Here is a 12,819-nt window from a genome sequence, read left to right as displayed (position 1 = left end):
ATTACTTAATTTGCATTAGCCGACTAAAAATTACAAAAAAATGACAACACTAAATAACACTTATAAAGGATTTGAAGACAGGTTAATAGACTTGCAGAATAATATGTTGAACTTTGCACTTACTCTAACATCCAATAGAGAAGAGGCGAAAGATTTGTTGCAAGAAACAACATTACGTGCTTTAGACAACAAAGAGAAATATTATGAAAACGTAAACTTCAAAGGTTGGGTTTTTACTATCATGCATAATATTTTTGTGAATAACTATCGTCGTGTAGTTCGCAGTCAGACTATGATAGATCAAACTGAAAATTTATATCATTTAAATTTACCTCAAGATTCAGGTTTTGATACACCGGAAGGCGCATATACAGTATCTGAAATAGTAAAAGTGATAAATAGTTTTGCGGACGAATATAAAGTTCCTTTTACAATGCACGTGTCGGGTTATAAATATGAAGAAATTGCTCAACAATTAGGTTTGCCAATAGGTACGGTTAAGAGTCGTATTTTCTTTGCTCGTAAACGTCTTCAAGAACTGCTGAACGATTATAAATATCAAGACAGAGAATAATATAGAAATTATTTAAATAATAAACGAAAGCCTGCAGTGTAATTGCAGGCTTTTTTTGAGACAGAAAGCTCTCTTTATTCTAACATATATATTAATTTATTATTTTAAAATATCCTGCCTTTATGTTATTATTACTATCTCATAAGTTGAATAATAATAAAAAAGATGAGGTTAAATATTTTTTGAGAAATATAGATTTTTATAGCTTAAATATGCATAGATTTGTTCTTTATTTTCTTTTTTTGTGATAGAAGAATCTCATAATTAAGCAATAGAGAACTTTTATCAATTGATAGATATAATGAATTAAATTGTTTATATTTGTATCAATAAATTATAGATTAAAACAATAACCTAGACTATATGCACAATTGGTTTGAATGCAAAGTCAGTTACGAAAAAGTACTGGAAAATGGTATGCAAAAAAAAGTAACTGAACCATATTTAGTAGATGCACTATCTTTCACCGAGGCGGAAGCCCGTATAATTGAAGAAATAAAACCTTATATATCGGGAGAATTTACAATAGCAGATATTAAAAGAGCTAAATTGTCTGAATTATTCTTTAATGATAATGGAGATCGTTTTTTTAAAGCTAAAGTAATGTTTATTAGTTTGGATGAAAAAAGTGGAACGGAAAAGAAAACTGCAGTACAAATGCTAGCTCAGGCTTCTGATATAAAAGAAGCACTGAAGGTTGTAGAAAAAGGCATGGAGGGAACCTTGGCTGATTATACTATTGCTTCATTATCCGAGACTACTATTATGGATGTGTTCCCTTATTCAGAAGACGAAAAGAAGAAAGTAGTATTGGTATGATTTGCCATAAAATTATGGTTGATAAATTATATTGTGTTACCGGCTTGAAATGAATATATCAGATAACTTACATAAAATAAAAGAGACTTTACCTGAAACTGTAAAACTTGTCGCTGTATCTAAATTTCATCCTGTAGAAGCTATACAGAAACTTTATGATAACGGTCAACGGGTTTTTGGTGAAAGTCGGATGCAAGAGGTAGATCTGAAGCATAGTAAGTTGCCACAAGATATAGAATGGCACTTTATAGGTCATCTTCAAACAAACAAAGTGAAAGCAATCGTTCCATATGTTCATACTATTCATAGTGTTGATAGTTGGAAGCTTTTACAAGAAATAGATAAGCAGGCAACAAGTGTAAATAAGCGTATTTGCTGTCTTTTAGAAATTCATATTGCAGAAGAGGACTCTAAATATGGCTTATCATTTGATACTTGTCGGCAGATGCTGGATGAAGGTCTTTGGAAGCAGTTGAAGTATGCATATATTGGAGGGGTAATGGGTATGGCTACCTTTACGGACAATGTAGACCTGATAAGAACAGAGTTTCGTAGCCTGAAACTATTCTATGATGAACTTAAAGCAGATTATTTCCATGATTTTGATTCGTTTTCCGAAATTTCTATGGGAATGTCTGATGATTATGAAATAGCAGTGGAGGAGGGAGCTACTATAGTACGAGTAGGTTCTTCAATATTTGGACAAAGAGAATACTAACACTAACTAAATACCGTAGATATGAACATACAGCAACTAGAGTATATTATTGCAGTGGACAATCACCGCCACTTTGCAAAAGCGGCTGAAGCCTCTTTTGTAACGCAGCCTACCCTAAGTATGATGATCCAGAAATTGGAAGATGAACTGGGGGTTAAAATATTTGATCGTAGTCAGTTGCCTGTTCAGCCAACTGTTATTGGTATTCAGATCATAAATCAGGCTCGTGTCATTGTATCGCAAGTAAAGCAGATAAAAGAAATAATCCAAGAAGAAAAAGGAATAGTACAAGGAGTGTTTAAATTGGGTATAATCCCTACTATCGCGCCTTATTTATTGCCGAAACTTATGAAGGTTCATGACGAAAATGGTTATGATATTGTTTTGGTAATAGAAGAAACTACAACCGGTCAGATAATAGAGAAGTTGTTGAATGGGGCTTTAGATGGAGCTATATTGGCTACACCTCTGAAAAATGACAAAATATCGGAACATCCGATATATTACGAACGATTCTATGCTTACGTTTCTCCCCGCGAAACGTCACTCTATGCAAAAAAAGAGCTGGAAGAAGATGATCTGAATATAAACCGTTTGTGGTTGCTTGAAGAAGTTCATTGTTTCAGAGGGCAAATATTGAGGATTTGTAATATGCGTAAGCGTAAAAGCTCACATTCTTTATTCTCGTACGAAGCAGGAAGTATAAGCACGCTGATCAATATTGTAGATAACAATAGCGGGCTTACTATTATTCCCGAAATGGCAATAGAAGATCTTACCGAACAACAAAAAAAGAATGTGCGTCCACTGAAAGGTATTTCGCCGGTAAGAGAAATCAGCTTGGTTACTCGTAAAGAATTTTTGAGAGAAAGAGTTTTGGATATAATAATTTCGGAAATAAAGCAATCGGTACCCCAACCTCTATTGAGTTTAGAGTTAAAAAAGTTCGTTGTGGATATTTGATCTGAATTTTCTGTATAACATAATATAAGAAAGTCCTGAAACTATCAGGACTTTCACTGTTTAAGTAGAATAAATACTGAATTATTTGTAGATTAATAAATACTTTATTTTCTTTGTTAAAGCTTTAAATAAATGCCTGTTATGAAAAACAAATATCTTCTTCTATCATTATTCTTTAGTCTCTTTTTTGTATCATTGGAACTGCAAGCTCAAGAAGACAATGTATATATATTCGATGAATTTAAAAATGGAAAAGCTGTATATAAAAATGGTGCAGTTGTATATGCAAAACTTAATTATGATCCTTTAAATCAAAGGATGCTCTTCCTCTCACCTTCGGATAATGCTTTACTAGAGATAGTCAATCCTTCGGATATTTCATATATCAATATTGAAGGGCGAATATTTGAGCAAATAAAAGGCAATTTATTCTACGAACGGATTAATTATAATAACTTCATTTTTTATATACAATGGAGATGTAAAGCTGTATCGGAGGGAAAACCGAGTGGTTATGGTATGACATCTACAACAAGTGCTATTACGAGTGTAAGTGTAATTAATAAAGAAGGACGTGCTATTCCACTGAACGTTTCCGAGAAGTTTAATTACAAGCCTGATAATTTCTATTATATAAAGATTAATAATACACAGAAGCGCTTTTCTTCACCAGACTCATTAGCAAAGTTATTTAAAGCTCACAAAGAAGAAATCAAGAAATATATTAAGGAAAATAAGCTGGATTTTGATAATCCGGAAGATATTAAGTCTGCTGTGGAATATTGCTCGCAGTATACAGTTAAATAGAGATAAGTTCTCTTTTTATTTATATATCTGGCATTATTAGCGAAAATTGTATATATTTGCACAGCTTTCATCGGGGGCATTAGCTCATCTGGCTAGAGCGTTAGACTGGCAGTCTAAAGGTGATCGGTTCGAGTCCGATATGCTCCACAATAATTTAAAACTCCTCATACAGAAATGTGTGGGGATTTTATTTTAATTAAAGTATGTGAAATATAAGTAAGCAATTCCTATAATAACTCCAAATACAATAGGAATACCTATAATAGTATTAATGCATCCGTGGCTAATCTTATTTGCATAGTCATTAGAATTACCTTCTAAATATTTAAGTGGTTTAGGAAACCCTATGAGTTTAAGGAAGTAAAATCTGATTCGGGCTCCTACAAAACGAACAAAGTCATATATTATATTTCTCATGAAAAAACTGTTGATTTAATAAAGTTGACCTTTCTGTCCAATCCTCATAAAGAGCTCGATACTTTGGTACTATACCCCATAAAAATCCCAATATTGGACGATATTGGGATTTTTTATATTTACTCAATAGTGTTAATTATATCACTTGTAAAAGTAGAGTTTCCTTTGTATACCTTACCATCTTTAATTGTGTATACTATATCGGTCATAAAAGTAGAGTTTCCTTTGTATACCTTACCATCTTTAATTGTGTATACTATATCGGTCATAAAAGTAGAGTCTCCTTTGTATACCTTACCATCTTTAATTGTATATACTATATCTCTTGTAAATGTGGAATTTCCTTTGTATACCTTGCCATCCTTGATTGTGTATACTATCGCGCTCATAAATGTAGAATTCCCTTTATACACTTTACTGTCTTGTGCATACCCACTCAGGTAAACGATGATAAAAAGAAATGTAATAATTGTTTTTTCATGGCTTTCAAATTTATAAATATTACTTATTGATAAGACTCTTAAAAACTACTAAGATTTAAACGCTAATGATTTTTATCCCATCTTCTCAAAAGAATTCGATACAGTGGAGATATGCCTCACTAGAGCTAATTCTCATGCTGAAATATTGGGGGAGTTAAAATTTTATATTAATTAGTTTTTCGATAAGTTCATTTTCGTCTTCCGTATAATCTTTGATTTTGTTTTCTATTTTATCTCTCATTTCACTAGACACCATATTGTTTTTTAATAAATGGATATCTTGTATTAAATTTTCGATAAGAGCCCAATCTTTATCTCCCAATATCTTTTTCTCTTTAGCATTAGCAATACGAGCAAAGTTATCTATATTTTGATACTTTAAATATATTGTAATTTTCTGTTTGGTTATCATAACTATCTTTTAAAATATTCTTTAAATCTAACAATATCTTTCCAATCATCACAAAAAGAGTTAGATTCTTTGTTCTATTTCCAAACAAGTACTTAATATTTTATGAACGACTTATATAACTTATAATGGGAGCTCTTCAAATATTTGAATTTTGTGTAAATCATTATCCCAATTAGCCTTGTGCGAAAAATATATATGACCTTGTGGAGCAATAGAAATATCTGTGTCAAGACAGCCTGCGGGAACAACAAGCAAACTTCCATGCATCTGAATATTTGGAAGTGCAGAGCCGCAATCGAGGCAGAAACTTTTAATATGTCCTGATGATTCGAAATCAAAGGTCTTAATGTTGTCTTCTCCTGATAACCATATTAATTTAGCTGTCGTAGAAAATAAGTTTGCAGCATGGGCAGAGCCTGTATCTTTACGACAATATTCACAATGACAGAGGAAGAAACGTTCAAAAGTCCCTATTATTTCAAATGCAACTTTACCACATAAGCAAGTTCCTTTATGCTTTTTATTCATATTGATTTGTTTTGTGTAAAGCTAACAATTTCCATGAAATCTTTACTAAAAAATAAACCTTAGTTATTACACATTCAATTGAATAATACTTATAAGTATTGTAGTATGTAATAATTATTATCTAAGTCATAAATATAACCGTTCGCTAAAAGAGCTTTGCATGACGCTACATTTTCTTGTTCCGGCTGAACTATTATTGCCTCTGGATTTTTGTCCCGGATTATTTTATTTGTAAGAATTCTCACAATTTCTTTGCCATATCCTCTCCTTAGAAAATTTTCTTCTCCAATTAAATAATCAATACTATATATCTTGTTTGGGAACTCTACCGAATACCAATCTTCCTTGGCGTCGAAGCAATCATAAAATTGACAAAATCCAATTGGCTTATCACTTTCAAGAACAATATAGTGAGATAAGAAGTTAAAGCTTCCTTCTCTTTCTTCTATTTCATGAATCCATTCATCAGCATCATGGTACCATTGCAGGATATAATCCTTATGTAACCATTCGCTTAATAACTCGATGTCTGGATCTTGTACCGGAGTTAAAGTCAGTTGCATTCTTTTTCTTATGATCAGTATAATATAGCTTTTTACCCTTCAATATTTCCCGAAGCAACATACTTACTTATTTTGTAGGCTGTTTGCAATTGCATCTACAACAGCTACGGCCGTTAAGTTGACTATGTCTCTTACTGAACTTTCTATATCAGTAAAGTGGACAGCTTTGCGCAATCCCATCTGAATTGGACCTAAGCTCTCACCTGCAATACCCAACTCCATCAATAGCTTACTGGATATATTGGCTGAGCTTAAATTGGGGAATATCAATGTATTTACATCCTTGCCTTTAAGAGTGTTGAATGGGAATGCTTTATCTCTTAGCTCTTTATTCATCGCAAAATTCAGCTGCATTTCTCCATCAATATTATAATCCGGATAATTGTCATGAAAATATCTTACTGCATTTGCTATACTTTTAGGGCTTCCGTTATCATCAGCACCGTAGTTGGAAAACGAAAGCATTGCAATCACCGGCTCTGTAGAGAAATATTGTACAGTGTCGTGTGCCAGTTTTACTATTTCGATCAACACATCTTCTTCCGGCCAACGATTAATAAGTGTGTCAGCAAGAAAATAAGGGCCTCTTTTTGTTTGTACAATATGCATCGCTGCAAAATGTTTATACTGAGGTTTTAATCCGATCACTTCCAATGCTGTTTTTGCAAACTCACGGTAGTGGCTATATATCCCTGTGATAACTGCATCAGCATCGCCAGTCTCTACCATCATCATTCCGAAGTAGTTACGGTCACTCATTTTCTCGAATGCTTCTTGGTAGCGTATACCTTCTCGCGACTTCTTCTCGCTCAATAGCTGAGCATAGCGTGCTCTGCGTACATCCTCAGATATATTTCTGTGATTTATTATTTTTATTCCGTTGAGGTCAAGTCCATTCTCTTTGGCTATATTCTGTATTCGCTCTTCGCTACCGAGTAAAATAGGTTCACACAGATTGTCTTTATACGCAATGATGGCAGCTTTTATAGTATTAACGTGATTTCCTTCACAATATACAACACGTTTTCTTTCGCTTTTGGCAAGAGCTGTCAGACGGTGGATTAGCTTGTTGCTGTATCCCATCATTTCAGATATCCTGTTTTGGTACTCTACCCAGTCGGTGATTGTCTTTTGAGCTACTCCACTCTCTATTGCGGCTTTGGCTACGGCGGTGGATACTGATGTTAACAATCTTGGGTCTAGCGGTTTCGGGATAATATAGTCTTTTCCAAAAGTCAATTTCTTTATTTCATAGGCTGAATTAATAACATCCGGAACCAGCTCTTTTGCAAGGTCAGCTATCGCTCTAGATGCAGCGAGTTTCATTTCCTCGTTTATCGTAGTAGCCCTTACATCTAATGCGCCTCTGAAAATGTATGGAAATCCCAAAACATTATTTACCTGATTGGGGTAGTCGGAACGGCCGGTAGCAAAAATAATATCATCGCGTGATTCCATTGCTTCTTCGTACGAAATTTCAGGATTCGGATTCGCTAAAGCAAATACTATCGGATTATTATTCATTTTCCGTATCATTTCTTTTGTAAGAATATCAGCAGTAGATAATCCTAAGAAAACATCTGCTCCTTCGATTGCCTGTTCTAGCGTTGTAATATCGCTATCTATCGCAAATTCTTTTTTAGTATCTGTTAAGTTAGGGCGTTTGGTAGTGATTACACCTTTGCTATCGCACATAATGATGTTTTCTTTTTTCACGCCAAATCTCATATACAGATTTGTACATGCTATGGCAGAAGCTCCGGCTCCATTTACTACAAGTTTTATTTTGGATATATCTTTATTCGTTATATCCAATGCATTTATCAAAGCTGCTGCAGAAATGATTGCTGTGCCATGTTGGTCGTCATGCATTACCGGAATATCAAGTTCTTCTCTTAATCTTCTTTCTATTTCGAAACATTCGGGTGCTTTTATATCCTCAAGGTTAATACCCCCGAAAGTAGGAGAAATTGCCTTGACTGTTTGGATGAATTTTTCAGGATCTTTTTCATCTACCTCAATATCAAAAACATCAATACCTGCAAATATTTTAAATAAGAGCCCTTTGCCCTCCATTACAGGTTTGCCTGCAAGTGCGCCAATATCGCCTAACCCAAGTACTGCTGTCCCATTAGAAATAACAGCAACCAGATTCCCTTTCGTCGTATATTCATACGCCAACTGAGGTTCTTTTTCTATTTCGAGACATGGTTCTGCCACACCCGGAGAATATGCCAGAGACAGATCCATTTGAGTACTATGCGGCTTAGTAGGTACAACCTCTATTTTTCCGGGTCTCCCACTTCTGTGATATTTCAAGGCGGCTTCTTTTGTTACTTTAGGCATGATTATTAATGTTTTACAGGTTTGTAGATGAAATCTCTGCTTTATACAAAGTTATACAAAATGAATTTCAAAATATTTATATTTTAATAAATCATTTTGATCTTTATTATATGTTGTATAACACCTGTGTGGCGTTATATGTTTTGTAATTGGTTTGTATTTAGATTTTTTAATTTCAAAAAGATAGGTTTTCGCTAGAGCTTTTAATTATTTCTTTCCCTTTTTCTATTATTGTGTCTATACCCTTGTCCATATCTGCTTCTGTCATGTCTATTTTAATGTCGGGATCGATTCCAAATTCCAGTTGATTCATTTCTGCATCCATGATAGGAGATGCAGAAAAACGTATAGACCAACCGTTCGGTAATTCTGAAGAAAATGGAAGTCCACTTCCTCCGCCGGTTTTGTCGCCAACTATAGTTGCATTGGGAGCATATCGCATAGCATTAACAAAATCATTCGCTGCACTGTAGCAACTACGATTTGTAAGTATAACCACTTTCTTTTGGTACTTGACACCATTTGTCGGTTCTACATATATTTCATAAGGTTTGGAAAAGTCATCGTGTCCTTTTCCAGTTTTATGTCTCATATAACCAACCAATGTTTTTTCGTTAAAGAAATGGGATGCCAGTCTATCGCTATTGGACATCAGTCCTCCTCCATTATCTCTCACATCGAGAATGATACCATCACATAGTGCAAACCGATCGAGCACTTGATTGATATTTCCTTCGCCGATACCACTTGAGAAACTACCATAATATATATATCCTATATTATTATCCAACAGCTTGTACTTAAGCCCTCCCGCAATACCATAATCTGTTCCGAGATAGTTTTTTTGTATCTTAGAGTCAAAGTTGTCAGCATAATCTTCAAACCATTTCCAATAACGAGCTACATTGTGCGAGGCTACTAGATTTACGTGTCCATCCTGTACCTCCGCAAGCATTTCGCCTAAGACAGCAAATAATGCATCGTTATCCATGTTTTCGCTTATACGTTGCGAATAACGATTATAGACTTCATTCCAATCTACGTCCTTATAATTAAAAAAGCAATAATGCTCATCCATAATTTGCCAAAGAGCCTCGAAGTTTCCCTTCTTTGAGCTCTCGAACTTATCTTCCTTAAAACAAGATGTAAAAAAGAAACAGGCGAATATGGCAATATATAGATACTTCATCAGCTTAATTTTGAGTGTTCAAGGTAGTAATAATTCTTTAAACTCGTTGAATGTATATCGATAGTAATTCAAATCAACATGCCCGTCTACTCCCGGTAATTCTCCTTTATGCGAAAATTGCCATATTTTCCAGTTATTAACATCGTCTGAAGGCTCGTTGTGTAGATCACACATCCATATAATATTCTTCGGAAAGTTACCTTTTATATATAGTTTATAACAATCTCTGTTGGTATAAATTATAGGATGAACTCCAAAATGTTCATAGAGCTTATTTTCCATTATTTTAAGCTCTTTGACAACAGTACCTACAAATTCTTTGTCTTTGCTATACGGGTTTGCCGGAGAATGTTCCACGTCTATAGCAGGAATCAGGTCTCCGCTATTAAATTTTGCTGTTTTAAGAAAATGTTTTGCCTGTTCTTCTCCCGATAAGGCAAACGTATAGAAATGATATGAGCCTACCTTTATATTAGACTTTCGAGCCAGATCATAATTGAAAGGATAATTCCGGTCTTCATGTGTCGTCCCTTCTGTCGATTTCAGATAAGCGAATGTTATATCTTGTTCCATTACATTATCCCAATTAAGAATTGGATTATGATGTGAAACATCTATGCCTTTCACAAAATATTTACTAGAATCGAAAGATTCGGGTTCTTCAAAAAATCCTTTAATAACGAAGAAAGCTGCAATACCTAAGCATACAGCTATACTCATTGACAGGATGTATTTCTTTAAATTACTTTTTTTAGATTTTCTCCTGTTTACCCTTTTCCGTATTGTTCTTTTTCGTACTGTTTTTGCCATTTACTCTTAGTCAAATAAAATAGCTTCGGATAACAATTTTCCGGCTTTATCTTTGGGTGATAAGATTAGTTCTTTCTCATCTATTCCCCAGTTGATAGCGACCGATGGATCACTCCATAGTAGAGACGCTTCATGTGCAGGAGCATATACGTTATCTACTTTGTAAGAAAAAATCGTTTCTTGACTAAGCACCAAAAAACCATGAGCAATACCTCTTGGCATAAATAGTTGCTTTTTGTTTTCATCTGTTAGCTCTACTGCCAGATATTGTCCAAAAGTAGGAGAGCTTTTCCTTAAATCAACTACAACATCCAGAACAGATCCTTTAAGTGCCCTTACTAATTTAGCCTGAGAATATTCTCCTATTTGATAATGTAATCCTCTTAGTACTCCACGAGTAGACTTAGATTCATTATCTTGAATAAAATCAATCTTACCGATGTGCTCATCGAAAAGATTTTTCTTATATGATTCCATAAAGTATCCTCTCTCATCATTAAATACTTTAGGCTCTATTACCCAGACTCCCTTGATGGATTGTTCCGTAAATTTCATTTTTCAGTATACTATTTCTTGTTGATATTATGCGTTTCTTTTTCTATACGATTTTTACTTGACCAAACTTAAGATATATTGTCCGTAAGCTGTTTTGTCTAGTTTTTGCCCAAGGGCAGCCAGCTGATCATCATCAATCCACTTGTTGCGCCATGCAATTTCTTCGATACAAGAAACATAGAAACCTTGTCTATTCTGTATTGTTTCTACGTAGTTTCCTGCCTCTAGTAAGCTATCACAATTTCCTGTATCAAGCCATGCAAAACCACGACCAAACAATTGTACTTCTAACGTTCCTTCTTCCAAGTAGCATTTATTTAGGTCCGTAATTTCATACTCACCTCTTGCCGATGGCTTTAAAGCTTTGGCTTTCTCTGTTACCGTTTTATCATAAAAATATAGTCCCGGTACAGCATAGTTTGATTTTGGCTTTTCGGGTTTTTCTTCCAGAGATAACACTTTTTTTGACTCATCAAACTCTACAACACCGTATGCACGAGGATCTTTTACGTAGTATCCGAATATACAGGCTCCGACTTCGATAGAGGCCGCTTTTTTTAGCATCTGCGAAAAGTTTTGCCCATGAAACATATTATCGCCGAGGATAAGGCAACCCGGCTCACCATCCAAGAATTTCTCTCCAAGAACAAAAGCCTGTGCAAGCCCATTCGGAACCTCTTGTATCACATATTCGAATTTCATGCCGAGTTCTTCCCCTGTGCCGAGTAGTTCTCTGAACATAGGGAGATCACGAGGTGTAGATATAACCAATATTTCCCGAATACCTGCCAGCATCAGTGTTGATAGCGGATAATAAATCATTGGCTTGTCGTACACAGGCATTATCTGTTTCGATATTGCTTTAGAGAGTGGGAAAAGTCGTGTAGCACTTCCTCCGGCAAGAATAATTCCTTTCATAGTGTTTATATTTATATAAATAGCAATACACAAAAATAGTAAATCTAGCGTATGATTCGAGTATATATCGAGAATAGTTTATTGTTGCATGCTCTTTTTGCCGATGTGACTATTTACTCAAAATAGAAGTTGAGAATATATAAAAAATAGAGGCACTCTAACGAAATGCCTCCATTTATTTTATTTACAATAACCAGATTAGATGCAAGGGATTTTGTCGATGCGTCTCTGATGTCTTCCTCCTTCGAAAGGAGTATTGAAGAAGGCTTCTACCATTTGAGAAGCTTCCTCAGGAGAAATCATTCTTCCCGGTAATGCAAGTACATTCGCATTATTGTGAGCTCTTGCTAATTGAGTTATTTCTACATTCCAGCAAAGCGCGCTACGTACTTTCTTATGCTTGTTCAATGTCATATTAATGCCATTGCCTGTACCACAAACAGCAACACCAAAATCACATTCGCCATTGTCGATAGCTGTTCCCAATTTATGACCATAGTCAGAATAATCGGTACTTTCTGTAGAATAAGTTCCATAGTCAATATATTTAACTCCTTGTTGATCAAAGAGGCTGATAATATATTGCTTTATAGAATATCCTGCATGATCGCTAGCCAATCCTATCGGTTTATCTCCTTGTATCGTAATTGTCATTGTTTTTTGTTTTTTATATTACTTCAGATATTCTTTGACCTGTTTATATACATTATCAGGTGTA

The 12,819-nt window shown here is 34.6% G+C and carries 16 protein-coding genes and 1 tRNA gene; 6 read left to right on the top strand and 11 right to left on the bottom strand.

The window, feature by feature from the left end:
* Positions 1-40 precede the first annotated feature (40 nt).
* From PKC55_RS16515 to PKC55_RS16490, 6 genes are all read left to right on the top strand, one after another.
* Positions 41-574 (top strand): RNA polymerase sigma factor, encoded by a 534-nt coding sequence (locus PKC55_RS16515; RefSeq protein ID WP_006842745.1) that lies wholly within the window; start codon positions 41-43, stop codon positions 572-574.
* A gap of 363 nt (positions 575-937) precedes the next feature.
* Entirely contained in the window at positions 938-1,393 is a 456-nt protein-coding gene (locus PKC55_RS16510; RefSeq protein WP_135104100.1) for a DUF4494 domain-containing protein, read from the top strand.
* Positions 1,394-1,442: 49 nt separating this feature from the next.
* The gene (locus PKC55_RS16505) at positions 1,443-2,111 is read left to right on the top strand and encodes a YggS family pyridoxal phosphate-dependent enzyme (protein ID WP_291126247.1); all 669 of its coding nucleotides are present in this window, start codon (positions 1,443-1,445) and stop codon (positions 2,109-2,111) included.
* A 21-nt stretch (positions 2,112-2,132) separates the two neighbouring features.
* A complete protein-coding gene (locus PKC55_RS16500) occupies positions 2,133-3,074 on the top strand; it encodes a hydrogen peroxide-inducible genes activator (RefSeq protein ID WP_006842748.1) in 942 nt (313 codons plus the stop codon).
* Between the two features lie 141 nt (positions 3,075-3,215).
* Positions 3,216-3,881, top strand: a complete 666-nt coding sequence (locus tag PKC55_RS16495; RefSeq protein ID WP_291126246.1) for a hypothetical protein — start codon at positions 3,216-3,218, stop codon at positions 3,879-3,881.
* Between the two features lie 73 nt (positions 3,882-3,954).
* Positions 3,955-4,028, top strand: a tRNA-Ala gene (locus PKC55_RS16490).
* Positions 4,029-4,073: 45 nt separating this feature from the next.
* On the opposite strand, the gene PKC55_RS16485 is transcribed toward PKC55_RS16490, so the two are convergent.
* From PKC55_RS16485 to rpiB, 11 genes are all read right to left on the bottom strand, one after another.
* The gene (locus tag PKC55_RS16485; RefSeq protein WP_324373585.1) at positions 4,074-4,298 is read right to left on the bottom strand and encodes a hypothetical protein; all 225 of its coding nucleotides are present in this window, start codon (positions 4,296-4,298) and stop codon (positions 4,074-4,076) included.
* A 119-nt stretch (positions 4,299-4,417) separates the two neighbouring features.
* A complete protein-coding gene (locus tag PKC55_RS16480; protein WP_324373584.1) occupies positions 4,418-4,711 on the bottom strand; it encodes a 6-fold beta flower protein in 294 nt (97 codons plus the stop codon).
* Between the two features lie 223 nt (positions 4,712-4,934).
* On the bottom strand, positions 4,935-5,192 hold the full coding sequence (locus PKC55_RS16475) for a hypothetical protein (RefSeq protein ID WP_291128445.1): 258 nt from the start codon (positions 5,190-5,192) through the stop codon (positions 4,935-4,937).
* A gap of 120 nt (positions 5,193-5,312) precedes the next feature.
* Positions 5,313-5,720, bottom strand: a complete 408-nt coding sequence (locus PKC55_RS16470; RefSeq protein WP_291128443.1) for a GFA family protein — start codon at positions 5,718-5,720, stop codon at positions 5,313-5,315.
* 89 nt (positions 5,721-5,809) lie between these two features.
* Positions 5,810-6,283 (bottom strand): GNAT family N-acetyltransferase, encoded by a 474-nt coding sequence (locus PKC55_RS16465; RefSeq protein ID WP_291128441.1) that lies wholly within the window; start codon positions 6,281-6,283, stop codon positions 5,810-5,812.
* Between the two features lie 63 nt (positions 6,284-6,346).
* Positions 6,347-8,629, bottom strand: coding sequence for an NADP-dependent malic enzyme (locus PKC55_RS16460; protein WP_291128439.1), 2,283 nt, complete (start codon positions 8,627-8,629; stop codon positions 6,347-6,349).
* A 175-nt stretch (positions 8,630-8,804) separates the two neighbouring features.
* A complete protein-coding gene (locus PKC55_RS16455; RefSeq protein WP_324373583.1) occupies positions 8,805-9,818 on the bottom strand; it encodes a S41 family peptidase in 1,014 nt (337 codons plus the stop codon).
* 18 nt (positions 9,819-9,836) lie between these two features.
* Entirely contained in the window at positions 9,837-10,538 is a 702-nt protein-coding gene (locus PKC55_RS16450; protein ID WP_283686560.1) for a glycoside hydrolase family 25 protein, read from the bottom strand.
* 96 nt (positions 10,539-10,634) lie between these two features.
* Positions 10,635-11,183, bottom strand: coding sequence for a dTDP-4-dehydrorhamnose 3,5-epimerase (gene rfbC / locus PKC55_RS16445; RefSeq protein ID WP_291128436.1), 549 nt, complete (start codon positions 11,181-11,183; stop codon positions 10,635-10,637).
* 54 nt (positions 11,184-11,237) lie between these two features.
* Positions 11,238-12,101 carry a glucose-1-phosphate thymidylyltransferase RfbA gene (gene rfbA / locus PKC55_RS16440; protein ID WP_283686562.1) on the bottom strand — a complete coding sequence of 288 codons (864 nt, stop codon included), beginning with the start codon at positions 12,099-12,101 and terminating at the stop codon, positions 11,238-11,240.
* A 198-nt stretch (positions 12,102-12,299) separates the two neighbouring features.
* Entirely contained in the window at positions 12,300-12,755 is a 456-nt protein-coding gene (gene rpiB / locus PKC55_RS16435; RefSeq protein ID WP_291030175.1) for a ribose 5-phosphate isomerase B, read from the bottom strand.
* Between the last annotated feature and the right edge of the window lie 64 nt (positions 12,756-12,819).

Origin of the sequence: Dysgonomonas sp., assembly GCF_035323175.1 — a bacterium.
Lineage (GTDB): Bacteria > Bacteroidota > Bacteroidia > Bacteroidales > Dysgonomonadaceae > Dysgonomonas.
This window is presented reverse-complemented; position numbering and strand designations above follow the sequence as displayed.